The organism is Leptospira idonii, from assembly GCF_004770995.1.
Taxonomy (GTDB): domain Bacteria; phylum Spirochaetota; class Leptospiria; order Leptospirales; family Leptospiraceae; genus Leptospira_A; species Leptospira_A idonii.
On the sequence record NZ_RQHW01000002.1, the window covers coordinates 206,840 to 232,495 of the forward strand.

The following is a 25,656-nucleotide window of genomic DNA, read 5'->3' on the forward strand; positions in this document are numbered from 1 at the left end:
CCAATTTCGTAAGGAAGAGCCTATATGGAAACATTCTTTCAAAGCGAATCCAAATTCACCCTTCTTTTGGGTTCTGATATCCTCAGCCCCTATTTTTACCTAATCCTCTTGGTAGGATTGTACCTGACCTTTCGACTGGGGTTCCCTCAGATCCGATTTTTGTTTTTGTCCCTGAAGATTTTGACGGGGAATATGGACTTCAAAAGTTCCAAAGGGCAGTTGGTCCACTCCCAGGCCTTTTTTGCGGGGATCGGTTCCTCCCTTTTGACCGGATCCGTTTTCGGAACCGGTTTGGCGGTGGCTTACGGTGGAATCGGTGTTATCTTCTGGATTTGGGTGGTTTCTTTGCTTGTGATGCCGGTTCGTTTGGTGTCTTCCACTTTGGCAGTGAAATTCAGAAATCAATTGCCTAGCGGCCGTTATCTTTCCGGACCGATGTATTTTATCGAAAAATCGCTTCGTGCCAAATGGTTGGCGGTGGCCTTTTCTTTCGGAAGTATTTTTACTGTTTTGATTTTCGGGGGAATCTTCCCTTTCCTGAGTTTAACCTACATCACCAAAGAAGCGTTAAATTTCGGTGGAATGGCGGGTCCCATTTCCCTTTCCGTAATTTTACTTTTTATCGTGATCGGAGGAATTCGAAGAGTGGGGCGCACTGCTTCCATTCTGGCTCCTTTGGGAATCCTTCTTTTCCTTTTCGCTTATTTCAGTTTGTTTTCGGAAGGATTGGTATCTTTCTTTTCCTTCGTGGCGGATGTTTGTAGGGAGGCTTTCACCTTGAAGGCTCTGGAAGGAGGAGGGATTTTCGGAATTCTGAGAACCGTATCCGTTTCTTTGGGAGTCTTTTTTCTTTCTACGGAAACTGCAGTGGGAAAATCTTCCGGTGTGGCTGGAGTCGTTAGAACGGATTATGCCGCAAAACAAGGGTTAGTGAGTATGCTTGCTACCTTCTTTGAAGGTTTTATTATGGCGACCTTGGTCGGTTTCGTATTGTATTCTTACGGTGCCGTGAATTTCGATTCAGTAATTGCATTTCCGGAATTGATCCTTCAGAACAAAGAATCTTTTTCTTCCTTACTATTGTTCGGTGCCTTTTTATCTTTCGGAATTCTCAGTTTGGCAGGATGGTTTTACACGGGAGAACAAAATGCATTTTATATCTTCGGGGAAAAGTTTTCGAATTTTTTCCGCATTCTGTTCATAGGAATCATTTTAGCATCCGCTTATTTTTTCCTCAAAGAAGGTGCGGGAATATTCGTGATTGCGATGAAGCTAGGTTATACGATGGCCGTCATCACTTCGATTCCTCTTCTTGTGGCGCTTCTTCTTTTGGGTAAATCCGCAAAACTGGAATTGAATAAATATATTTCCGAATCCGGCGCAAGATACGAAATACTGAAAGACGTTTATCTTTTGTTTTTGACTCTGCTTCCTAAAAACTTAATTTCCAAAATCTTCGGATACTTCTCCACTTTGAAACTCCCTCGTTTTATGATGATCCCTCTTTTGAAGGCATTTGCGAAGGCTTACAAAATCAATCTGGATGAGGCAGAGTTGGAGATTAAGGAATACGCTTCCCTCAATCAGTTTTTTACGAGAGCACTGAGAGCCGAAGCGAGAATCATCGATTCTGCGGAAAATGCGGTCGTATCTCCTACCGATTCCAAAATCACCAGTTTCGGAAATATCAATCAATCTACGATCATCCAAGCGAAAGGGATCGATTATTCCGTAAAAGAATTGTTAGGTTCTGAAAAATATTATCCTTCCTTTACGAACGGAAAATACATCACATTCTATCTTTCTCCTCAGGATTACCACAGAATCCACTCTCCTTTCGCCGGCCAAATTTTAGGATACTATTATGAACCTGGAAAATTATTCCCAGTGAACGACTTGGCCGTTCTGAACATCAGAGGTCTTTTTCCTAAAAACGAAAGGCTCATTACATTCCTGCAAACCGAATACGGTAAGATTGCGGTGATCAAAGTAGGTGCGTCTAACGTGGGTAAGATTAGGGTGACCTACGATAATAAAATCGTCACAAACAACTGGATTCGTTTCTCCAAACAACATGAATACAAAGACGTATCCATTATGATCGATAAAGGTTCCGAGATGGGACGTTTCGAGATGGGTTCCACGGTGATTTTGGTGTTCGAAAACGATACGATCGATCTTTCGGAAAGCATTGTTCTGGGAGAAAAAATTCAATACGGAACGGTTGTGGGCAAATTCAAGAAAAAGCTCACCAAACTTCCGGTAAAGGTGTAAGTTCCGTGTCGAATTCTCAACTAGCCACTTTCCCTTCCGAGATCCATTTCGATGACGAAAACTTGGATATCGTCTGGAAAGACGGGTATCGTTCCCAATATTCTTTGTTAGACCTTCGCAAAAAATGCCCTTGTGCCACCTGTAGAGGAGGGCATGGGGGAAAAGTAGGAGCTGCCACTTCCCATATTCAGTCCATTCGCTTAATCTCCTGGACAAAAGTGGGAAGATATGCTATTTCTATCGTCTGGAGCGATTACCATAACACCGGCATTTACTCTTATGACAATTTAAGAGCTTATTCCGAAGGAAAAGAGTCCGCTTTCGACTAAAAAGGTCTACTTTTTGTCAAACTAGAAAAAAACTAGGTGACAGAAAAAATCGTATTATGTCTCATTATCCTAAGTTTTTCTGGAGAAATAGGGTATGGGTGAAGGTTCGCTTTCGCAAGATGAAATAGATGCGCTTTTGCAGGGTGCGGACGATACTTTCGATCTGTCCTCTCTGAGCGGAGCTGCCAGTTCAGATTCCGATAACCTTTCTCCTATCGACAGAGACATCATTTCCGATGTCATAGGTTCCGCATTCCAAGTTGCAGGCAACACCCTAGGAACCATCTTAGCGAAGAACACTCGTTTTATGAACCCCGCCACTGAGTCCAGTTTGGCGAACGATGTACAAAAAGAATTCGGTTCCAAAACGGTTTGTCTTTTTTCCAATCTGAGCGGAACTCTTGCGGGAAAAATCAGTCTTGTGATGGCGCAAGAAAATGCTGCCAAAATCGCAGGAGTGATGATGGGAGGAATGGCTCCTCCCGGACAATTGGACAACGCTCAATTACAAACATTAAAAGATTCTCTTTCTCCTATCATAGGAACCGTTACCGCACAGATAGGAATGAAGTTAGGTGGTTCCATGTCCGGAACTCCCGCAGATATAGCTATCATCAATTCCGCCAGAGATTTACAACTTCCTGACGACAATCATCTGGTAAAGACCACTCTCAGTTTGAATATAGACGGAGTCGGTTCATTTAAAGTATATTATGTGATCGCACTTTCCATGGCGAACGCCATCCTTGATATCCAAAAAGGCGGCGGCCAAAAACAACCGCAAGGTGGCGGAGGGATGAATGTCTCCGCACCCGGCGGAGGAATGGGCATGGGAATCGCACAAAGTTCCGTAGGGATCAAAGGTGTGAATTTCCCTTCTCTTGCCAACGCAGGAGCAGGCCCCGGACAAACGAATTTAAATCTTCTGATGGATGTACAGATGGCTCTTACCGTGGAACTCGGTAGAACCAAAATGTACATCAAAGATATATTAGGGTTAGGTGAAGGTTCCATCATCGAGTTGGACAAACTTGCGGGTGAGCCTGTGGATCTTCTTGTCAACGGCAAACTGATCGCGAAAGGCGAGGTTGTGGTCATCGACGAGAACTTCGGTGTGCGTGTCACCGATATCGTAAGCCCTACGGATCGATTAAAAGGCGAGAAATGATCTTACATAGAGAGAAAGCGAAAAGAAGACTAGGGGTACTTATGTACACTCTGGTTTTGCTTTCTTTTTTTACCTCTCCCGTTTTTTCCCAAACTGCAAGCGACAGGAAAGAATTGGATCAAATTCTGAGAAAGGAATTGGGAGAGTCCGAGCCTAAGACCAAATCGGAGACGGCTCCCGAAAAACAAGAGACTCGTTCCGATTCCATTCCTACGGAAGAATCCAATCCCATTCAGGAAAGGTATACGGAAGGAAACGACGATTCTCCTTCCGCTACTTGGATTTTACTCAAGATTCTTTTCGTATTAGGTATATTAGTCGGTGCCGGATATTACTTAGTAATCAAAATGCAGGCAACTAAGGCCGCCAAATATCCTGTGAAAGGATTTATGAAAGTGCTTTCCAGCCTTTCTTTATCTCCCAGCCAAACCCTTCAAATCGTGGAAGTGGGAAATCGTATTCTTGTATTAGGTGTGGCCGACGGATCGGTTTCTTTGATTACCGAGATCAATGCACAGGATGAAAAATCCCAAATCACCAAAATGAGAGACGAGGCGGATCCTTACGTTCCTAACTTTTTGGAAACGATCTTGGAAAATCTGCAAAACAAGGCTCAGTCCAAAAAGATCAGAATCAATAAAAATCTAATGGAAACGGGAGATGTGGAATCTTCTTCCGAAATCCAAAGAAGAGCCAAAGAAAATTTGGAGAGGCTTCGCAAACATAGAGAGATGTTGGAAGGAGGGCAGTCGTGAGAAAATATCTGTCTTCTCTTCCTTTTTTGTCCAAAAGGGTTTTAGTTCCCGTTTTAGGAGTGTTTTTCTTTGTTCTTATTTTTTCCGCATTGAGTTACGGTTTGGGTGCGCAGGATACGGGAAGAGGAACTAGAATTCCTATTCCGAATCTTTCCTTTAACGTAAATGAGGCGAAAGGACCGAAAGAGACCAGTCTTTCTTTGATGATTTTGTTTTTGGTTACGATTCTATCTTTGGCGCCTGCCATCGTGATGAGTGTGACTTCTTTCACTAAAATCGTAATCGTTTTCGATTTCGTCCGAAGAGCTTTGTCTTTGCAGAACCTTCCTCCCAACCAAGTAATGATGGGCCTTGCTCTGTTCGTTACTTTTTTCATTATGGCACCTACGATCGGTAAGGTGAATGATCAGGCTTTGCAACCTTATCTGAACGGGAAAATCGATCAGTCCGCTTTTATGGAGGGGTCGATGAAACATCTGAGGGAATTTATGATCCGCCAGTTGGGGAAAGACGGCACGAAGGATGTAGCCCTATTTCTCAGAATCGGGAAAGTCCAGAATGTAAAATCGTTCGAAGATGTTCCTTCCTATGTTCTGGTTCCTGCCTTTATGTTGTCCGAAATCAAAAAGGCATTTATCATAGGAATTTATATTTTTATTCCTTTTATCGTCATCGATTTGATCGTTGCCTCCGCTCTACTCGCGATGGGTTTTATGATGCTTCCTCCCGTAATGATTTCTCTTCCGTTGAAATTGATTCTTTTCATATTGATTGACGGATGGAACCTTCTCGTATTAGAGCTTGTTAGGAGCTACAAATGACGGAACTGGACGTAGTCAATTTGATTCGAGAAGCGTTCATAGTGACTTTGAAAATTTCAAGTCCTATTCTTTTGACGGCTCTCGTTGTGGGACTCATCGTGGGGATCATTCAAACAACCACATCCATTCAAGAGCCTACTATCGCTTTCGTTCCTAAATTGGTTTCTATTTTTGCAGTCATCATTCTTTTTTCCGCATGGATGGTGAGAGTGATGACCGATTATACGCGTGAAATATTCTTTATGATAGAAAAGATATGATATGGAAGCATTTCTCGATCACTTCCAAGCCTTTCTTTTCGTACTAGCTCGGTTATTCGGTCTATTCATAGTAGCTCCTTTTTTTTCGTCCGAATCGATCAGTTTTGCGATCAAGATGATCTTTGCATTTATGGTTTCCCTCATCGTATATCCGGTTGTTGCGCGTTATATGCCTGCGGTTCCCGGGCATATAGTGAACTTCGGTCTTTTGACTTTGTCTGAATTGATGATAGGAGTTTTAATCGGGTTTATCGTATCCGTAGTGTTTGCCGCATTCCAAATGGCAGGCGAATTTTTTAACAACCAAATCGGTTTCGGTTATACTGAGATTTTGGATCCGATCACTCAAACTTCTTTGCCTGCAATCGGAACGATCAAAAGTTTGATGGCCACCGCCATCTTTTTAGTGATAGGTGCTCATCGTTTTCTCATCGAAACCATTGCATTCTCCTTTGAAAAGATCCGTATTATTTCTTTCACAGGAAAGGTGAACTCCGGACTTTTGAAGCTTTTGGAAGATACGATCGGAGCCATGTTCGTAGTCTCCTTCAAAATCGCACTTCCCGTAATGGGAATTTTGTTTTTAGTCAGTCTGGCGGAAGGACTTATGGGAAAGGCCGCCCAACAAATGAATGTTATGTCCTTGTCTTTCCCTTTGAAAGTATTTATCGGAACTCTGACGCTCATTGCTACATTGACTTTTATCAGCACTCAAATGGTGCAAGGAATTCAGATTTCCATGGATAAGGCGAATCTCTTTATCAGGGAGTGGCCGAACCCATGATATCCGAAGAAATATTCAAAAATCCTTATTATCTTATAGAGCTTCAGCTTTTTGCTGCGGAGGATGAAGGTAGAACAGAACCTCCCAGCGAGAGAAGAAGAAGGGAAGAGAAGGAGAAAGGGAATGTTCCTAAATCCGCAGAAGTCGCTTCCACTTTGGTATTACTCGGCGGAACGGGAGTTCTTTTCGTTTTAGGGGAAAGGTTTGTGAAGAACATCGCAGTATTCATCAAAAAATACATAGCGATGGGAGTTCATGTGGATCATTTCGGAACGGAAGAATTTCGTTCCACGATGACTCTTGTAGCTCGTGATTTTTTGAATCTGATCTGGCCTATTTTGGCCATTACCGTAGTGTTTGCCATCGTAGGAAACGTGGTGCAAGTAGGGTTTATGTTCACTCCTAGGGCTGTATCGTTTCGTTTCGACAGAATCACTCCCAATTTCAAACGAATCCTCCCTAACCGACAAACAATGTTTAACCTTTTAAAGTCTCTTGCCAAAGTGATTTTGATCGGAGTCGTCAGTTATATACTCATTGCAGGAGACTTTCTTAAGATTCTTTTGACGGGAAATATGGGAGTGATGGAATCCATCGCTTTGATCTCTTATTCCGGTTTTAAGATTATGATGACTGTGGGAATCCTTTTGCTTGCGATCGCAGCTGCGGATTTCTTTTTTCAAAAGTTCGAATTCGAAGAATCTTTGAAGCAGACTCCTTCCGAGGCGAAGAGAGAAATGAAAGACGATTCGGGAGATCCCAGCTTAAAGAACAGACGTATGCAGCTTGCCCGGGATATGATGCAGGGCAATATGTTAAAGGAAGTTCCTAAAGCGGATGTAGTGATTACGAATCCTACTCATTATTCCGTAGCTTTGGCTTACGAATTCGGAAGGGATCAGGCACCTCGTGTCGTTGCGAAAGGAGAGAATCGCCTTGCTTTGGAGATTCGCCGCATAGCAAAAGAAAACGATGTGCCCATCGTGGAAAGCCCTCAGCAAGCAAGATTATTGTATGCACAAGTAGATGTTGGAAAGGAAATACCGAACGAATTTTTCCAAGCGATCGTTTCGATTTTGGTAACTCTTGAGAAGTTTAGGAAAAAAGTGGGGATGGCGTAGTAAGAATATATGAATATTAGAGATATATTGAAACAATCCGACCTGATTCTAGGAGTCGGTACGATCCTAATTCTAGGAATGTTGATCGTTCCTTTGCCGGGTGCGTTGCTGGATGTTCTCATCGTAGTCAGTATCGGTCTGGGACTTTTGATTTTGCTTACTGCACTTTCCGTAACGGAGCCGAGTGAGTTTTCCATTTTTCCCAGTTTGTTGCTTATCACCACCTTATTTCGATTAGCTTTGAACGTTTCCACAACAAGACAGATCCTTTCGAAAGGACCTGCAATGAATTCCAGTGTGATCGAAGCCTTCGGAACTTTCGTAGTGGGTGGAGAGTCCGGTTTAGGAAAGTATGTGGTCGGTCTTATCATTTTCATCATCCTAACCATTGTTCAGGTGTTGGTTATTACCAAAGGTGCGACCAGGATCTCCGAAGTTGCTGCCCGATTCACTTTGGATGGATTGCCTCAAAAACAAATGTCCATCGATATGGAACTCAACAGTGGTGCCATTACGGAAGCGGAAGCGAAGATACGCAGAAAAAAAGTGCAGAGAGAAGTCGATTTTTACGGGGCCATGGATGGAGCTTCCAAATTCGTGCAAGGGGATGTAAGGGCCGGATTGATTATTACTGCAATTAATTTGTTAGGTGGAATTTTGATCGGTTCCACGATCCGCGGGGAATCTTTTCTTGCCGCAATCGAAACCTACGGAAAGTTCACTATCGGGGACGGACTTGTTTCCCAAATCCCCGGCCTACTTTCCACAACCGCAACCGGTATCATCGTGACCCGTTCCAGTTCCGAGAAAAAACTTACGTTTGAAATCAAGGATCAACTTTTCGGAAATGCAAAAACATTGTATGTGGTTGCAGGTGCTTTGGGTCTTGCCGCTTTGATCCCAGGTCTTCCCTTTTTCTCACTTTTGATTTTAGCCGGAGGGGTTGCTTATTTGGGTTATTCCATCGAACAAGTTGCCAAGGAAGAAATCAAAAAGATCGAAACTGTATCTCAGGAAAAAGTCCAGGAACGAAAACCGGAAAATTATATCAAAGAAATTTCAGTGGAAGCCATTCAGGTGGAGCTAGGAAGAGATTTGCTTCCTTTGGTGGATGCATCTTCCGGAGGGCATCTTCTGGAACAAATCGCCAATACCAGAAAGAAATTTGCAACTGACTTCGGTTTGGTGATTCCTGCCATTCGAATTGTGGACAATTTGGAAATCCCTCATGACAATTATACCATTCGCATCAACGGAGTGGTAGTCGGCCAATCCGTTGTCAAAGCGGAAAGATTGATGGCGATGAACAGCATGCAAAGAGACCTAGAGCCGATTACGGGAGAAGGTTTCGTAGAACCGGCCTTCGGTATGAAGGCGACTTGGATCGATCCTTCCACCAGACTGGAAGTGGAAAACAAAGGTTATACGGTTGTGGATCCTTCCACTGTCATCATCACTCATTTAAAGGAATTGATTTCCAATTATGCGGCACAGCTTCTGGGAAGAGAGGAAGTGAAAGCGCTTCTGGAACACCTCAGACAGACCCATCCTACCCTTGTGGGAGAATTGGATTACGACAAACAAGGCAGATTGGGGATCATTCAGCAGACTCTGCAGAACCTTCTTATGGAAGGGCTTTCCATCAAAAATCTTCCTAAAATCATGGAAGCGATTGCAAATAACATCACTAAGTCGCTTGATCCTTTCTTTTTATCGGAAGCTGTCCGTCAGGCGATTTCTCGTCAAATCGTGAACGATTTCCTTTCTTCCGACGGGAAACTTCACGTGGTTACAATCGATCCTAGAATCGTAGATCGTTTGAATCGAAGTTTGATGCAGGATGAAGTGGAAGGAAAAATCATCATCCTTCCTCACGAGGTCAGAATCCGAATTTTAGAATCCGTTTACTCCGAATTGCAAAAAGCATTGGAAGAAAACAGGTTCCTTATCTTCGTAATCGCTCGTTATCTGCGCCAGCCTTTCGCTTTCTTTTTGGCAAAAGAGCTGCCTCCTCGTAATTTTGCGGTTCTGGCTTCGGAAGAAATCCAAAGAGGAATCCCTACGGACATCGCTTCCGTATTGAGTCTTGCTTCCAGGGAAGAACAAACCCAAGAAGCTTAGAGTCTAAAATAGGTGGAGAAACAAATCCCCAGTTACCGTTTGTCGGTCGCTCCCATGATGGATTGGACCGACAGACACTACCGTTATTTTATGCGGCTCATCACTAAACGGGTTTTGTTGTACACCGAGATGATCACTACGGGAGCCATCTTAAAAGGCAACCGACATAGATATCTTTCTTTTTCCCGGGAAGAATTTCCCCTTTCTCTTCAGTTAGGTGGAGATAATCCTTCCCATTTGGCGGAATGCGCCAAAATAGGAGAAGACTACGGTTATTCGGAGATCAATCTGAATGCAGGTTGTCCTTCCGATCGGGTTCAAAACGGATCCTTCGGAGCCTGTTTGATGAAAGAACCTGAGAAGGTGGCGGATATGGTTTCCTCTATGAAATCCAAAGTCAAACTTCCCGTTACCGTCAAACATAGAATTGGCATAAATGGAAAAGAATCCTTAGACGATTTGGTTTATTTCGTAAAAACGATCCGGGAGGCAGGAGTGGACAGGGTCATCGTTCATGCCAGAATCGCCATATTGGAAGGGCTTTCTCCCGCAGAAAACAGAACCGTTCCTCCTCTCCGTTATGAAGACGTTCGCAGTTTGAAATCGGAGTTTCCCGATCTGCCTGTGGAAATCAACGGAGGCATTAAAACCTTACACGAAATAGATGAACATCTGTCCTTCGTGGATGGGGTGATGATCGGAAGAGCTGCCTATGAAAATCCCTATCTTTTTTCGGAAGTAGATTCTTTATACTACAAGGAAGTTAATCCAGGTTATTCGAGATCGGAAGTTTTGGAGCATTTACGGGATTATATCCGAAATATGTCTTCCGAAGGAGTGAAACCCCATCATGTATTGAGGCATGCTTTGGGATTGTATTTCGGCTGCGAAGGAGCGCGTTTTTTCCGCCGTTTTTTTTCGGAGAATATGCACGGATCTTCGGTAGATTATACTGTAATTGATCGCTTTTTGAGCGAAAGCAAACAGTCTAATCAAGTGAAAGCCTGAAAATCCTTCGGTAAGAAGGTTTCCTTTTCTTTTGTCAAGCAAAATAATCCCTCCCTGACTTCTCAGGAGAACAGACATTAGGTGCCATTGGATTTTCAGCAGAAACAAATCACTGTTGTGATGCAGAATATCCGCCCGAAAATCTAACCATATCTAATGTGTTGACAGGGCGGTTTCGCTTCTCAGCCTGGTTAAATTGAGAGGGATTTATATGGCCAAACCACTCACAGTTCAGAGCGACAAAACGATGCTTCTCGAGGTAGATAACCCCGAATTTGAGGCTTGTCGAGACCTAATTTCTAAATTCGCAGAACTTGAAAAAAGTCCTGAATATATGCATACATATCGCATATCTCCGTTGTCTCTTTGGAATGCTGCTTCCATCAAAATGACTGCGGAAGAGATCGTGGAAGGTCTGGTATCCTTTGCCAGATACTCCGTTCCTAAAAACGTTATCAATGAAATCAAAGAACAAATTTCCAGATACGGAAAGGTAAAACTCGTTAAGGAAGAATCCGGTGAACTTTACATCATTTCCAACGAGATGGGTTTTATCACTGAGATTGCGAACAACAGAGCCGTACAACCGTTTGTTGACGGTATGGAAGGCGATAAGATCAGAATCAAAAAAGAATACCGTGGTCACATCAAACAAGCGTTGATTAAGATCGGTTTCCCTGTGGAGGATCTTGCGGGTTATGATGAAGGAAATAAATATCCTTTCAACCTGAGACCTATCACCATCGGGGGAATCAAGTTCGGTATGAGAGACTACCAAAGAGCTTCCGTCGAAGCCTTTCATGCGGGTGGCCGCAATGAAGGTGGTTCCGGTGTTGTGGTTCTTCCTTGCGGTGCCGGTAAGACCATCGTGGGAATGGGAGTGATGCAGATCGTAGGAGCGGAAACCCTAATCCTTGTGACGAACACTCTTTCTATCCGTCAGTGGAGAAACGAAATTTTGGACAAAACGGACATTCCTGAATCGGACATCGGAGAATACTCCGGTGAACTCAAAGAGATCAAACCGATTACAATCGCAACTTATAATATTCTAACTCATAGAAAGAAAAAGGGAGGTGATTTCACTCACTTCCATATTTTCAGTGCGAACAACTGGGGTCTTATCGTTTACGATGAGGTGCATTTATTGCCCGCTCCCGTATTCCGTATGACTTCCGAATTGCAGGCAAAACGTAGGTTAGGTTTGACTGCGACTCTGGTTCGTGAGGACGGATTGGAAGAAGACGTATTCTCTCTCATCGGACCTAAAAAATACGATGTGCCTTGGAAAGAGTTGGAAGCGAAATCCTGGATTGCGGAAGCGAATTGTATCGAGATCAGAGTTCCTATGGAAGATGATCTCCGTATGCGTTATTCCGTTGCGGATGATCGCGAAAAATTCAGACTCGCTTCTGAAAATCCCGAAAAACTAAGAGCAATCGATTATATTCTAAAGAAACATTCTACCAATAACATTCTTGTGATCGGTCAGTACATCAATCAATTGGAAGAGATTTCCCAAACTTTCAAAATCCCTTTGATTACCGGGAAAACTCCTTTACCGGAAAGACAAGAGTTGTATCAGGCTTTCCGTTCGGGACAAATCAAACAATTGGTTGTTTCTAAGGTTGCGAACTTCTCCATCGACTTGCCGGATGCGAACATTGCCATTCAGGTGTCGGGAACGTTCGGATCCAGACAGGAAGAAGCGCAAAGATTGGGACGAATTCTCAGACCTAAGTCCGGGGATAACACTGCGATCTTCTATTCTTTGATCTCCAGAGATACGAATGAAGAACGTTTCGGTCAGAACAGACAATTGTTTTTAACGGAACAAGGGTACGAATACGAAATTTATACTCTCGACCAATTCAAAGAAACAGTGCCGGAAGAAGCACTTAGCAAATAATAAATAGAGGAAAAAATGAAACTCATTGCAAGACGTTTAGATGTAGTAGAACCATCTCCCACACTGGCAATCACTGCAAAAGCTAACCAGTTGAAGGCGAGCGGTTTGGATGTTGTCGGTTTCGGAGCGGGCGAGCCGGATTTCGACACACCTTCTCACATCAAAGAAGCGGCCAAAAAGGCAATGGACCAAGGGAAAACGAAATATACTCCTGTTAGCGGAACAGTGAGTTTGAAAGATGCGATCATTCAAAAATTTAAAACCGAAAACGGTTTGAGTTATGAAAAGAATCAAATCATCGTAGGTACCGGGGGAAAACAAGTTCTCTATAATTTTTTTATGGCGACTCTCAATCCTGGAGATGAAGTCATCATTCCTGCCCCTTATTGGGTAAGTTATGCGGATATCGTTCGTTTGGCGGAAGGAACTCCTGTCATCGTTTCTACCGATATTTCCAGCGGATTCAAAATCTCCGCAGCTCAATTGGAAAAGGCGATCACTCCTAAAACGAAAGTGTTTATTTTTAACTCTCCTTCCAATCCTACCGGCGCAGCTTATACAAGAAGCGATGTAGAAGCGCTCGTGAAAGTGTTGGAGCCGAAAGATATCATCACTCTTTCCGACGACATCTATGAGAAAATCATCTATGACGGTTTGGAATTCGTGAATCCTGCTATGATCTCTTCTGCGATGAAGGAAAAAACCTTCGTTGTGAACGGAGTTTCCAAGGCATATTCCATGACAGGATGGAGAATCGGTTATGCGGCGGGCAATGCAGAGATCGTAAAAAACATGGATACTATGCAAGGTCAGTCCACTTCCAACGCTTCTTCCATTTCTCAAGCGGCTGCGGAAGCGGCTTTGACAGGAGATCAAACTCCTGTTGCGGAAATGTTGAAAGCTTTCGACAAAAGAAGAAAACTCATCGTATCCTTATTGAATGAAATTCCAGGGATCGAATGTCGATTGCCAGAAGGAGCATTCTACGCATTTCCTTATCTAACAGGTGTTTATGCGACAGACGGCTTTAAATCTTTGCAGAAAGAAAAAGGGGAAAAGTCTCTCTCTAAACTTTTCTGTGACGTTCTTTTGGATAAATACAATGTAGCCGCAGTGCCTGGGATCGCTTTCGGGGACGATAATGCTCTTCGATTGTCCTACGCATTGGGAGAAAAAGACATTGAAAAAGGTGTTTCCCGCATCCATCAAATGGTGAAAGACCTAAATAAATAATCGGATGATGAGCAGACGATTTACTTATATAATTTGTCTGCTCGTTTTCTCGTTGTTTGGTGTGAAGTCTCTCTTTGCACAGCCTGTCGTTCGCGCCAAAATCAAACAACCTTCTCCGAAGGAAACTTTTACCCAAGACAGACAATCTTCCTTTTTGATCCATCGGTTCGGAGTGAAACTTTATCTTTTCCCCGATAGAAAAAGTGAAACTTTGAAAATCTTAAAATTCGGAGAGATGGTCGTTTACGATTCTCTTTCTTTGGAGCCGCCTAGTTCTGATTGGGTGCCTTTGAAAACGGAAGATAAACTGGTCGGTTATGTTCTTAGGAGTGCAGTCCTTAGAGTTCCTAAAACCAAATATCTTTCCAGTATCGTTTTCGAATCGGAAAAATTGCTTCATCTAGCATCTACCGATTTAAAACAAAGAATGGAAATCACGGACGCGCTTTTTGCATTAACAAAAGAAGGTGATTTTACCGGGGACGATTTCACATTGATTCGTGCGAAAGCCGGTTTTGCACTCAAAAGAACTGTCGATTGGATGAACGAAAAAAACGTCAAACCGGATGATTCTCCCGAACTTCTCGACTTTCTGAAGAAACATCAGTCCAAACTTCTTTTCGATTATTCATCTAATAAATATTATGTGGATTCTAATTATTTTTGGAAACTTATTGAAAATCATCCTAGAACCAAACATTCCGATTATGCGGGATATTTGGCCTCCGAAGTGCTTCCTAATGTAGACTGCAAAGGAGAGTTGGGTTGTCGTCTGGATAAACTTCGCAGATCCAAAATGAGATACATTTATCTTTTCCCGAACGGAAATTACGTTCCCGTATATTTTAAGGAAGTAGTAAAAGAACTGAAAGATATCACAAAAGATCCGGATGCGATTGCGTGTTATCAGCCTGTGTCTGCTCCGATCGCGACAGAGATTCAATGGATGAATCGTTATGTTGTTGAGTATAACTTGCGTTATCGGAAAGAAATTCTTCCCTTGGTTCAAATTCTTCAGAAAGAATGCCTGAAATAAGGATCTTATCCCGTGAAATTAGCTTATAAATTTTACGAAAAACAATCAGAAGCAGCAAAACACGATTTCATCATACTGCATGGACTGTTCGGGTCTTCGAAAAACTGGGTTACCGTTTCCAAAGTTCTTTCCGAGTTCGGAAATGTATATTCGTTGGATTTGAGAAATCACGGTGATTCTCCTCATTCGGAAGATCATTCCATTAAATTGATGTCAGACGATTTAGGAGAATTTATTGCCGATCATAAAATCGTAAACCCTGTGGTTTTGGGGCATTCTATGGGCGGGCTTGTCACTATGCATTATGACTTGCACCATCCCGGAAATTTAAGAGCGATTTTGATCCAGGATGTGGCTCCAAGGCATTATCCTTTTATTTACGATAAGGAAGTCGCTTCAATGAGCATTCCCATCGAACATGCTAAGTCCAGAAACGAAATCGATTCCTTGATGGCGAAACTTCTTCCCGATACTTTCATCCGTCAGTTTTTGCAGATGAGTTTGGAAAGAAAGCAAGATGGCGGATATTATTGGAAGTTGAATCTTCCAGTCATTGCCAAATCCAGAAAGATGTTTGAAGATGCGTTCGGAACGGAACAAATCTCAGAAACTCCAGGGTTGTTTCTTATCGGAGGAGATTCTCCTTATTTCACCGAACAAGATGAAGGTTTGGTATCCCGTATGTTTCCCAAAGCTAAGAAACATTTTATTTCCGGCGGTGGACATTATATTCATTTCACTCACGCAAACGAATTTTTACAAACTTTGACAGATTTTATCAAAGAGGAGTTAGTTTGAAAATTCTTCCAAGTCTTTTGCTGGGAATCGTTTTGCTTTTATCCTGCCAAAAAGAAAAAAATTCTAAAGAGATATTTCGATCTTATGTAGGTGCAAGTTTCTCTATATCTTTGGATTCCGGGTCCTTGGAAGAACCGAAGGTATGGACAGGATCCGGTTTCGTATTCGACAGACAAGGTTTAGGTCTTACTTGTTCCCATGTAGTTCCCGATGATAAAATTTTTACCATTCGTATGGGCGGGATCGGGCAAAAATTCTTCGCAAAAGTAATCAAACGAGACGTTCAAAATGATTTAGCGCTGGTTCAATGGGAAGCTTCTGAAAGTCAAAATGCCTTCAACTTGGAAAATTCCGTTTCTCCTGAAACAGGCTCAGTATATTACATGATATCCACTCCTATGGGAATGGAAGAGTCTTTCGATTCCGGCTGGATCGCCAATCGTTCTCGCACAGGCGCGGATATTTTTTTACCGAATCATTCTTTCATTCAATTGAATCGGATGGTTCTTTCCGGTTCCTCAGGAGCGCCAGTCTTCGATGAAGACGGGAATATTTTCGGAATGGCTAGGTTCCAAATCTCCGGAGACGGTTCGAAAAGAGACGGGATCGGATTTGCAATTCCCTCTCATGTAATTCGTGAATTTGCAAAATCGATTCCGGTCGGAGGAAGAACCAAAGAAGAAATTCAAAGGGGAATCGTAGAGATTCCCGTTTTGACAGCTCATCTGGTATCTAAACTTTCATTAGGTGAAAATAGGGGAGTTTTAGTAAGCTATGTCGAGTCCGGTTCTTCTTCGGAAACAGCGGGAGTCAAAAGATACGATTTGATTTTGGAAGTGAACGGCCATTCGATACTGACGGCAGAAGATCTTTATAAACAAATGAGCCAATCGCCTTCGGACAAGAATGTGGAATTGAAGATTTTTCGGCAGGATCGAAACTTAAAATTAAATATCGCCCCTTTCTCAAGAAAGGAGCGATAAAGGAATTCTTAGAAATCGACAGTGATCGATTCCGTAAGATTTTCTCCGTTGATTTTCCCGGAGATAGTGATATTGAAATTTCCTGCATAACTGCTTCCCGAAGTTCTTAAATTGGAAGCTGCAACCATCTTTAGGTTTTCGATCACCAAACTAGGAGTTGTTGTTCCGTTTTGTGTGATCACCAAACCGTTTGAGTTGGCTTGAGACGTTACAGTGAAGATCAAAGAAGAAGCGGTCCCAGTCAAAATATTTTGATTTTCGAAGGACATATTTCCCGTGATTGTCACAAGTTTCGTGAAAGGGAGAATTTCCTGGTAACTTTGTTGGATCGAAGCGCAATCTAAAGAAGTAGTTCTTCCTTTTTCTTTATAATATTTATAGTAACCGAAGTTGTCCGTATATACCGATCCGAAGTCGTTGAATTGTACGGCAGCCTTGTTGGTGTATGTGCTGGTTCCTCCGCTGCTTTTGGATTTGTATTCTCCGTCTGAAAACACTGCAGTTCCTTGTTTTGTCAGACCCGATAAACTTGTATAACCACCGTACATTTCAACCTGACAGTTCGTTCCTGATACTGGCAGGTTTAGAGTTGTTTTTTTGAAAATATATCCGTCTACCGTTCCGTTGTATGTGTAAACGGTTTCTCCGCTGCCATTTACCGTACCGGAAGACCAACCGGTTAATTCTCTTACGTTTTTGTTTTCCAAACGGGTTTCTTTCAAAAATTTACGAACTGCTTCTTTCGCAACGATTGGATCTTTTCCGTTTTCATAGATTTCGTGTACAAGAGCCATAAGCTTTTGTTCTCCGAACTGTTTGTGGTTATAGGAGAAGTTTCCGCTTTGGCTGTTTGTCGCTACACTTCCTGAAATGGTAGATACGATGCTAGCTGTCGCTACTGCACGGCCGACGGGAGTATTGATGTCCCCTGTTTGGTTGGCTGCATTATTGCTGGCAAGATAGGCAAGACCGAGTAAAAGAGCGGAATCGTCTTTTTTGTCTTCTTTACAAGAAGATACGAATATGCAGGATATCGTAATCGCTAGAGTTGTGAGTTTTAAATATTTTTTAATTTTTACTTCCATGAGTGATAAGGAAACTTGGTTTCCATAAAACACAAGTAAAATGATTAAAATATTATTTATTTTTAATGTAATAATAGCCTAAAGTTAATTCCGTTTTAGACTTGTTCTAATGGAAAAAATGAAGTTATCGAATTTTTTTGCAATAAAACGGAAGCGAAATGAAATAGAGGGAGAATGGGTCCCCGTTGTAGTGACAGGGACTTTGTTTTGGAAAGGAAGTTTATTCTTCCAAAAGGGATCTTAACATCCAGGCTGTTTTTTCGTGAATGTCCAGTCTTTGAGTCAATAGATCCAATGTGGCTTGATCGTTTCCTTTTTCTGCGGATTCGAATGCTCCTCTTGCCGTGCGGATCACTGCTTCGTTCCCTTCCACCAAACGTTTGATCATGTCTGTCGCCTTTGGAACTTCTTTGTCTTCTTGAATGGAAGAATATTTCGCAAATTCCCATCCACCCATCGGAGCATAATATCCCAAAGAACGAATTCTTTCCGCAATCGGATCGATTGCATTCCAAAGTTCCGTGTATTGTGTCATAAATAACAAATGTAAGGTTTGAAACATCGGTCCTGTTACATTCCAGTGGTAACTGTGGGTTTTCTGGTATAGAGTGTATGTATCACCCAAAAGTTTTTTCAGTGATTCTGAAATGGCGTTTCTTTCTGCTTCCGGAATTCCTATATTAATTTTCATACGTTTCTCCTTACCCATCAGATCATCTCTTTTGCGAGTTTGGTCAAGTTTTTTGTTCTCAATAGAAAGCTGAAAAATAAAACGGACGGTAGAAGTCTTTCCTAATCGATTCGAATGAAATTTCCTTTTAAAATGAAAGCTTCCCCCTTTTTAAGAGACTTTTTGGGCTCCGGTGCAGCCGTACTCGTTGCGCTGCCTTCCGCAATCGCCTTCGGTTTGAGCGTTTACGGTCCATTGGGTGAAGGTTATGCCAGCAGGGGAGCACTTTCCGGAATCGTAGGTACGATCGTCATCGGACTTGTCGCTCCCTTGTTAGGTGGAACAGCGAAATTAGTTTCCGCTCCTTGTGCTCCTGCCGCTGCTGTCCTTTCCGTTTTCGTATTGGAGCAAGTGCGAAGCGGTGCTTCCGACCCTGCTTTGGTTCCCGTATTCGTAGGGATTGCCGTTCTATTCGCGGGACTTATACAAGTTGTTATGGGATTTTTGGGAGGAGGGAAACTGATCAAATACATTCCTTATCCCGTAGTGACAGGATATTTGAGCGGTTTGGGTATTTTGATCGTGATCAGTCAACTTCCTTTGTTATTCGGAATTCCCTTTCAGGTTCTTTTTTTGGGAAGTCTGGATCCTTTGGAAACGAACCCTGTGTCACCTATAATTGGTTTGGTGACAATTGTCGCTATGATCGTTTTCGGACGAATCTCCAAAAGATTTCCAGCCACCGTTCTATCTCTACTTGTCGGGATCGGAACTTATTGGGGGCTGAGCCTTTTTTATCCCGGTTTGCAGTCTTCCGCGAATAATTCATTTATCGTAGGGACAGTCGTTCCGGAAGGCCAAAACATTCTGACAGGTTTCGGTGAAAATATTTTCGGTCTGGTGAAACTTCGTTTTTTTGAACTCAAGTCCATCGTTATTCCCGCATTCACTCTAGGATTTCTGCTTTCCATCGATACATTAAAGACATGTTTGGTGATCGATCTTTATTCGAAAGAAAGACATGATTCCGACAGAGAGCTGATGGGGCAGGGGATTGCAAACGGTATGAGTTCTTTGTTCGGAGGAATTGCAGGTGCGGGAACTTTAGGCCCTTCCATGGTAAATCTCACTTCGGGAGGCAAAACGAAACTTTCCGGTTTCCTTGTGGGAGTGTTCGCATTCATCATCGTTTTCTTTTTTGCTCCTTTGCTGAAATGGATTCCTGTAGCAACCTTGGCAGGAGTTTTGTCCGTTGTTGGGTTCCGAATGGTGGATTGGAAAAGTGTAGGGCTTCTTCGTAACAGTTCCACAGTATTCGATTTTTTCGTGATCGTTTGCGTCGTCATTGCGGCAATTAGCACTAGTTTGTTGTTTGCTGCAGGTGTGGGAATTGCACTTGCAATTTTTCTTTTTTTAAGGGATCAAATTCGATCGTCCGTAATCAAAAGAAGTTATTTCGGAGACAGAAGGTTTTCTAAAAAGAGAAGACTTCCTTTCGAGTTGGACGAACTGGAGAAAAAGGGAAGGCAAAACTCGATTTTCGAGCTCCAAGGGCAGCTCTTTTTCGGAACTACCGAACAGCTATTGAATCATCTGGAACCGTTTCTGAAAGAAAGTAAAAACATCATTTTGGATTTCAAAAGAGTCGTTACGATCGACTTTACTGCGGTCAATCTTCTGAAACAAATTCATTCCCGACTTGCATCTAATGAAGGCAGGTTGATTTTATCTTCCGTATCTACCTCTTTTTCGACGGGTTATAATGTTCGCAATTATCTTGGCTCACTTGGGTTAGGTGATTCATCTTCCCATTTGGAATTATTCGATTCTTTGGACGAAGCATTGGAATTCGTGGAGGAGGAAATCCTGCAGGAAGCCGATTTGGATCCTAACAAAAATCTTCCTTATCTACATTTGAATCAGTTTCAGTTTTTCGAACCCTTTCCTAAAAAATTGGTTCGAAAGTTTGAAAAACACGCTCGTGAAATCAAATGTTCTTCCGGAGAGTTTTTATTCAAAAAAGGAGATATCAGCGACGAGATGTTCTTTATCAGAAAAGGAACGATTCGCATCCATCTCCCTTTGGAAGGAAATAGATTTCATCATTTGGCAAGTTTCGGAAAAGGGGACTTTTTCGGAGACATGGCATTTTTGGATCAGGACCCTAGGTCTGCGGATGCAGTTGCGATCGAAGAAAGTTTGTTATATGTAATTTCCAGGAAAAAATTCGATAAGTATGTGAAGGACATTCCCGAATTCGGAAATTTATATTTCGAATCTTTGGCTTTTACTCTGTCGAAAAGATTAAGACTCAATCATCTTGAGCTTACTGCTTTGGACGAACACTGATTTTTTTGTTAGGTGAAGAAAGGAGAGTTATTTAAGCTCTCCTGAAATTTTACGAACCAAATTTTCCGCAACAAAATCGTATTGGCTGGATTCGATTAAAATGTCTTCTCTGCTCCATAAAAATCCGAAGGAAAATGCGAACTTTGCCAAATTCAACGGGTTCCAATCCGCTCCAGGTTTTTTGCGGGCATTGATGATTACATGGCCGGATTCAATATGAACCACTTTTAAGGAAACTGTATCTACCAAGTTCGGAATTAAATTTCCTTTAAGATCGTATTTTCTAAGAGCGGAACCTCTTCCGAAAACGAGTGCATCCACTCCCAATACCTTTCCAATACGAACAGCTGTTTGTGTATCAATGATTCCTGTTTTGGAAAAAGATTGTTCGTTTATAACTTTGGAAAGTTGGTCTCTTTCGATGACTTTCATGGGGAGGTATTTGGAAATATAGAGTGCTACTGCATCCGTAAATTCGTCTCCCCACTTCGCATCATCAATGTCAAAAAGAAGGACTGCTACCTTCCCGATTCCTAAGTCTCTTTTCGTTTGGTCTGGGTATTGTACGGAGGCGTCCATGGAAGAACATCTGATGAAGACGGCGGAAAAGAGTAAAAGGAAGTACAGATGTAGATGTTTCATAGTGTTTTGGGTAGATTTTTCCTTCGAAAACGAGGGAATCAAATCTTTTTCGGATTCGAACAAATCAAGGAAATAAAATTCGCCTTGCCAAGAGAGGGTTTTGTCCGCTTTTTTTGACTATGCTTTCTAAAAAACGGGTTTTTGCAATCGTTCTAATCCTATTCGTTTTACTTTTGTTATATGCGGGGGAATACTTTTCCAAGGAGATCGTTTCCTTTCGGGTCCGCAGTTTTGCGGAAGATCAGGCTCGGTCGAAAATTAAGAACATGAAGGAGATAGGGCTTCCTGAACCGGAAAACCTTAGATTCCAAAACGGCTCCATTTCCTTACAAAGCTGGTTTTTTAAAAATCCCAAAAGAAAAAAATGCGGAGTGGTTTTGCTCCACGGGCATACAGGGACCAGATGGGGAATTTTGAAATACGCTCCTCTTTTTTGGAAGAGAGGCTGCAGTTTATTCGCATACGATGCCAGACATCACGGGGAAAGCAACGGTGACTACGGCACTTTCGGATATTATGAAAAAACGGATTTGGACAGAGCGGTAGATTATTTTTCAGAGATCAGCGGCATTCCTGAGGAACAGATCGGAGTTTTGGGGGAATCTTACGGAGCTGCCACTTCCATTCAGCTAGCGGATGTTAGAAAGGAATTGGCGTTTGTCATTGCGGAATCTTCGTATAAAGATATGAGATCCGTGATCGAAAAAAGAGCGGTAGAATTGTACGGATTTCCCATTCTAATCGTTTCTCCGATCGCATTTCAGATCGCAGAGATCAAAGCTAAATTTCATGTGAGCGAAACCGCTCCCGTTCGTTCCGCTGCCAAAGCAGAGTTCCCGATTTTACTTATCCATTCCAAAACCGACGAACTCACTCCTTACGAACATTCTGTGGAGATATTTGAAGCCATTCCTGGAAATCGAAAATCGATTTTTATCACAGAGTGGGGGGCTCCTCATTCCAGATCTATTAATACGAATTATGCGGAGGTGGAGAAGAAAGTAGATGCTTTCGTAAAGGAATTCGCACCGAAAGAATTTCAGTAAGAAATAAACTTTATTGAACCCTCTTCGATGTATAAAACACCGAAGAGAGGGAACACTAAATTTCTTTTAACGACTTACCGTAAATCTCAGAAATTTAGCAGCATCCCAAGTTCCTCCGTCATTCAATCGATACATCAAATAGGTTTGGCTTGCGACATCCGATCCGATAGCAACTAAACTTCCTCCTACTGCATGGTAGATAAAAGAATCCCCAGTCATTAGATAGGGACTTGTGAGAGTTTGCATCTGAGTTACGGAAGCTGAGTCGTCCGTAGAACGGAAGATGATTTTCTGAGAGGCGTTGTCGTTGTTTTGTATGATGAAGAAGTGACGGTTGTCAGAACTTTGTACGGAATCCAAAGTATCCGATCCCGTAGCGGAACTGCTGAAGGTTACGCTGAAATTACTGATGGCGGTGTTGATGGAAATCGGAGCGGTGCCATAGGCGCTCGTATTTGTAACCAAGTAACCTAGTTTCGTCGTAGGTACAGAATAGTTGTATTGTAAACTGAACAATTTCCCGTTCACTGGATAAATTCTAGACTGAGTGTAATTTCCGGACAAACTGTAACCGTCCGAGTAACTCGTAATGTTCGATGTCACTACTTGGTAAGTGCCTGTGCCGCTTCCGATCGAGTTCAAAGAACAATTCAGGTAATTGGAGCTGTTTACTTGGAAGGTGTAGTATGCGTTTCCCGTAGTTCCACAACCTACCGTTCCATAAAGATCGACCGATGAGGAAAGAGCTAGATCTCTTAATACCGGCGTAGTCGTATAACCTTCCCCCGCATTCTGTTCGAAACTCACCCAACGATTCGAAAAATAGAGCAAAGGATATAAGCTCGGTGTCGTTAAAATTCTGTTATTTGACATGGAGAGCTGCAAGGTCTGAGAGTTTAGAGAAGAGGGTTGTGAATCTTTCTCGAACTGAATGTATTTATTTTCGACGGAAGTCAGAACATAAGAAGTGTTATATATTTCTTTGCGAATGAAAAACACTATATTGGAACCGTCAAATCCGGGACGGGATAAGATGTGCTGCCAGTATTCCGAATTGGAAGAACTGCTGTTGATGTCGGTAAGGTCCGTAATTTTAGTGATTCGGTCGAATGTCAATCCGTCCGCAGAAGATGCCAGATAGATATTGGAAACACCGGAAACGTTCGTTTCGAACACATTCAAGGCTGCATATATCCTTCCGTTGGCGACTCCTAAAATATTGACTTGGCGTATTTGTGATAAAAAGCCGGTAAGAACGGAAATATCCTGAAGGGTTGCTCGTATATCTCCTGTTTGGCTGTATATTGTGAAATTGGAAGTGGAAAGAGTCGAATAAACTCTAAAGCTAACTGAGGCTACTGGCTCATTCGAGGAGCTGGAGGTGTATATATTTATGGTTAAGATCCCTAATCTTTGTACGAGTACGAAAGCATCTCCGCTCGCATCTATATTTGCCTGTCTTTCTCCTTCTCCTAAAACGAATTTAGGTTCACTAACCGATCTCTCCGAACGGGTACTCCCCGGAGCATATCCGTATTTGATGACGTATCCTGCGTATGTGCTTCCGTCCGTCTTTGCAAAGTTCACTCTTAAACTTGCATTGAAAGAAGTATTTAGAGTTTCCGTAAGTTGAAAGAGTTTATACAAAGCGGCCATACTGCCGAAGTCTCCGTTTGGATCCAAATCGGATTCCTTAAAGATACGGCAACTGCCGAAACCGAAACTTAATATAAGAAACAATGAATAGAGTTGAACTGTTTTCATCTTGTTCTCCTGAATTTAAAATACGATAGAGTAGCGCACTTCTCCGTAAACGGACGAAGGTTTGGGTTGATACCCGTATAAACTGAAAGGCTGATCCACTCGAGTGTCCCAATCGAATCCTTCTTGGATCGATTTGCCGTTCAAAGTGACTGTAGGACGATCCGGATATCTTTCTCTTCCGATCCAATAGGCATGAACAATATTGGCAATATAGATGAGACCGATTCCTCCCAAACTGCCCAGGTATTTTGCATTGGCGGTTTGAGCTGTTTTTTTAGATTCCGAAATGAAGTTATTCACAAGAGTATATTCGACGAGAACTCCTACAAGATCATTCGTATTAGTAATGTTCTCCGGTCCGATCTTAGTGACAGGTCCGCCGTATTGGTTCAAAAGAGTGAGGTCATCGTACGTTTGTTGTTTCTGCATGGAGTCGTGTTTCATCGCATTCTGGGAGTAGTAAATGCTTCCTACAAACATCCCTGCGAAGATTCCTGCGGACAGTTTGTATCCTCCGCACCATTGTCCCCATCCTGGAACCAGTGCTGATCGCCAAACCATCCCTAAACGACTCCCGCAGGCAACTGTTGCTTCGGAAGGCACTTTATTTTTTTCCCTATAAACCAGCCATTCTGCATCCGATTTGGCCTGATCCGCACTTTCTTGTGCTTTGACCGCATCTTCCTTCGCTTTTTTGGATTCGTTGTCCTTGGCCAAGGCTTCCGCTTTCTTTGCTTCCTCTGCTTGGCGTTTTTTCTCCGCTTCTTCTGCGAGTTTTTGCTCTTTCTCTAATTTTTTTCTTTCTGCTTCTTCTTTAGCTTGGAGCTTTTTTTCTTCTGCCAAACGGATCTTTTGGGCTTCTTGCTCGTTTAGATCCTTATAGATGACTTTCAATATTTGCGATTTTGGGACCGTTTGAGTCGTTCCGTCGGAGAGTTTGAGTGTGAGTCCTTTGTCATCTTGGTTCACTACCAAACCTTTGAGATTTCTTCCGTTTTTCAAAATCACAGTATTCACCGCCAGGAGCGAAGATGAGAGAAACAATAGAAGAATGGTAAAAAAGAAGTAAATTTTTTTCATATAAAGAACCCGCGATTTAAAATCTATTCAGGATGAGTTTTCAAAATCACAGCCCGGAAGAGGGTTTGTTTTCGCCTGCCTAGGAATTGTCCCTATTTTAAGGGAAATAGCAAGATAATTTTGAACCAAAAAGCAAAATATTGACTCATGTTTTCTTTGCTGTAATGCGAGAAAGATGGGGGATTTGTTAGTTGGTTAGTCGGATTATGAATTGAATTTCATTCATATATTTATTGGTAAAAATGAAACTTTGTGAAAGTGAAGCGGAAAACGAGAGCTCATATTATAATATTTTAATTTAATTAATGTGACATAATTCGAAAATTTCTTTTTCCTGTAAAGCGAAAATTTTTATAAAACTTAATTGACGGCTTAGCACATAATTGTAAGTTGGTTTTTACCGACGGGCACGTGAGCGTG

22 protein-coding genes are annotated in these 25,656 nt (G+C 42.3%); 17 read left to right on the forward strand and 5 right to left on the reverse strand.

The annotated features are described in order from the left end of the window. The first annotated feature begins 24 nt into the window (after nt 1-24). From asd to EHS15_RS01115, 15 genes are all read left to right on the forward strand, one after another. On the forward strand, nt 25-2,274 hold the full coding sequence (gene asd / locus EHS15_RS01045) for an archaetidylserine decarboxylase (protein WP_135758670.1): 2,250 nt from the start codon (nt 25-27) through the stop codon (nt 2,272-2,274). Between the two features lie 5 nt (nt 2,275-2,279). Further along, nucleotides 2,280-2,603 (forward strand): DUF971 domain-containing protein, encoded by a 324-nt coding sequence (locus EHS15_RS01050; protein WP_135758671.1) that lies wholly within the window; start codon nt 2,280-2,282, stop codon nt 2,601-2,603. A 94-nt stretch (nt 2,604-2,697) separates the two neighbouring features. Beyond that, nucleotides 2,698-3,771 (forward strand): flagellar motor switch protein FliN, encoded by a 1,074-nt coding sequence (gene fliN / locus EHS15_RS01055; RefSeq protein ID WP_135758672.1) that lies wholly within the window; start codon nt 2,698-2,700, stop codon nt 3,769-3,771. Next, a complete protein-coding gene (locus EHS15_RS01060; RefSeq protein WP_246051832.1) occupies nt 3,768-4,526 on the forward strand; it encodes a FliO/MopB family protein in 759 nt (252 codons plus the stop codon). The genes fliN and EHS15_RS01060 overlap by 4 nt, the downstream gene beginning before the upstream one ends. Nucleotides 4,527-4,585: 59 nt before the next feature. After that, nucleotides 4,586-5,347, forward strand: a complete 762-nt coding sequence (gene fliP / locus EHS15_RS01065) for a flagellar type III secretion system pore protein FliP (protein ID WP_425460612.1) — start codon at nt 4,586-4,588, stop codon at nt 5,345-5,347. After that, nucleotides 5,344-5,607 carry a flagellar biosynthesis protein FliQ gene (gene fliQ, locus EHS15_RS01070; RefSeq protein ID WP_135758673.1) on the forward strand — a complete coding sequence of 88 codons (264 nt, stop codon included), beginning with the start codon at nt 5,344-5,346 and terminating at the stop codon, nt 5,605-5,607. The genes fliP and fliQ overlap by 4 nt, the downstream gene beginning before the upstream one ends. 1 nt (nt 5,608) lies before the next feature. Further along, nucleotides 5,609-6,391, forward strand: coding sequence for a flagellar biosynthetic protein FliR (gene fliR / locus EHS15_RS01075; RefSeq protein ID WP_135758674.1), 783 nt, complete (start codon nt 5,609-5,611; stop codon nt 6,389-6,391). Then, nucleotides 6,388-7,512, forward strand: coding sequence for an EscU/YscU/HrcU family type III secretion system export apparatus switch protein (locus EHS15_RS01080; RefSeq protein ID WP_135758675.1), 1,125 nt, complete (start codon nt 6,388-6,390; stop codon nt 7,510-7,512). Before fliR ends, EHS15_RS01080 begins: the two co-directional genes overlap by 4 nt. Nucleotides 7,513-7,521: 9 nt before the next feature. Continuing rightward, nucleotides 7,522-9,633, forward strand: coding sequence for a flagellar biosynthesis protein FlhA (locus tag EHS15_RS01085; protein ID WP_135758676.1), 2,112 nt, complete (start codon nt 7,522-7,524; stop codon nt 9,631-9,633). A 54-nt stretch (nt 9,634-9,687) separates the two neighbouring features. After that, entirely contained in the window at nt 9,688-10,641 is a 954-nt protein-coding gene (gene dusA, locus EHS15_RS01090; RefSeq protein ID WP_246051837.1) for a tRNA dihydrouridine(20/20a) synthase DusA, read from the forward strand. Between the two features lie 211 nt (nt 10,642-10,852). Continuing rightward, a complete protein-coding gene (locus EHS15_RS01095; RefSeq protein ID WP_135758678.1) occupies nt 10,853-12,550 on the forward strand; it encodes a DNA repair helicase XPB in 1,698 nt (565 codons plus the stop codon). Nucleotides 12,551-12,565: 15 nt separating this feature from the next. Next, nucleotides 12,566-13,783, forward strand: a complete 1,218-nt coding sequence (locus EHS15_RS01100; protein WP_135758679.1) for a pyridoxal phosphate-dependent aminotransferase — start codon at nt 12,566-12,568, stop codon at nt 13,781-13,783. A 61-nt stretch (nt 13,784-13,844) separates the two neighbouring features. Beyond that, nucleotides 13,845-14,819 carry an SH3 domain-containing protein gene (locus tag EHS15_RS01105; protein WP_246051833.1) on the forward strand — a complete coding sequence of 325 codons (975 nt, stop codon included), beginning with the start codon at nt 13,845-13,847 and terminating at the stop codon, nt 14,817-14,819. A 12-nt stretch (nt 14,820-14,831) separates the two neighbouring features. Then, nucleotides 14,832-15,617 (forward strand): alpha/beta fold hydrolase, encoded by a 786-nt coding sequence (locus EHS15_RS01110; protein ID WP_135758681.1) that lies wholly within the window; start codon nt 14,832-14,834, stop codon nt 15,615-15,617. Continuing rightward, on the forward strand, nt 15,614-16,600 hold the full coding sequence (locus EHS15_RS01115) for a S1C family serine protease (RefSeq protein ID WP_135758682.1): 987 nt from the start codon (nt 15,614-15,616) through the stop codon (nt 16,598-16,600). Before EHS15_RS01110 ends, EHS15_RS01115 begins: the two co-directional genes overlap by 4 nt. Before the next feature lie 8 nt (nt 16,601-16,608). Here the strand turns inward: EHS15_RS01115 and EHS15_RS01120 are convergent, their stop codons facing one another. After that, nucleotides 16,609-17,685: a hypothetical protein gene (locus tag EHS15_RS01120; RefSeq protein ID WP_135758683.1), complete on the reverse strand. Its 1,077-nt coding sequence runs from the start codon at nt 17,683-17,685 to the stop codon at nt 16,609-16,611. Nucleotides 17,686-17,905: 220 nt separating this feature from the next. Beyond that, nucleotides 17,906-18,376, reverse strand: a complete 471-nt coding sequence (locus tag EHS15_RS01125) for a Dps family protein (RefSeq protein ID WP_135758684.1) — start codon at nt 18,374-18,376, stop codon at nt 17,906-17,908. 132 nt (nt 18,377-18,508) lie between these two features. Here EHS15_RS01125 and EHS15_RS01130 point away from each other — a divergent pair, with 132 nt between their 5' ends. After that, nucleotides 18,509-20,704 (forward strand): SulP family inorganic anion transporter, encoded by a 2,196-nt coding sequence (locus EHS15_RS01130; RefSeq protein ID WP_167884118.1) that lies wholly within the window; start codon nt 18,509-18,511, stop codon nt 20,702-20,704. 27 nt (nt 20,705-20,731) lie between these two features. Here the strand turns inward: EHS15_RS01130 and EHS15_RS01135 are convergent, their stop codons facing one another. Next, nucleotides 20,732-21,283 (reverse strand): CsgG/HfaB family protein, encoded by a 552-nt coding sequence (locus EHS15_RS01135; RefSeq protein WP_135758686.1) that lies wholly within the window; start codon nt 21,281-21,283, stop codon nt 20,732-20,734. A gap of 182 nt (nt 21,284-21,465) precedes the next feature. Between EHS15_RS01135 and EHS15_RS01140 the strand changes: the two genes are divergently transcribed. Continuing rightward, a complete protein-coding gene (locus EHS15_RS01140; RefSeq protein WP_135758687.1) occupies nt 21,466-22,392 on the forward strand; it encodes an alpha/beta hydrolase in 927 nt (308 codons plus the stop codon). Between the two features lie 66 nt (nt 22,393-22,458). Here the strand turns inward: EHS15_RS01140 and EHS15_RS01145 are convergent, their stop codons facing one another. Both EHS15_RS01145 and EHS15_RS01150 read right to left on the reverse strand, forming a co-directional pair. Then, a complete protein-coding gene (locus EHS15_RS01145) occupies nt 22,459-24,156 on the reverse strand; it encodes a hypothetical protein (protein WP_135758688.1) in 1,698 nt (565 codons plus the stop codon). A gap of 15 nt (nt 24,157-24,171) precedes the next feature. Continuing rightward, nucleotides 24,172-25,236: an LA_0442/LA_0875 N-terminal domain-containing protein gene (locus tag EHS15_RS01150; protein ID WP_135758689.1), complete on the reverse strand. Its 1,065-nt coding sequence runs from the start codon at nt 25,234-25,236 to the stop codon at nt 24,172-24,174. Nucleotides 25,237-25,656: the final 420 nt, after the last annotated feature.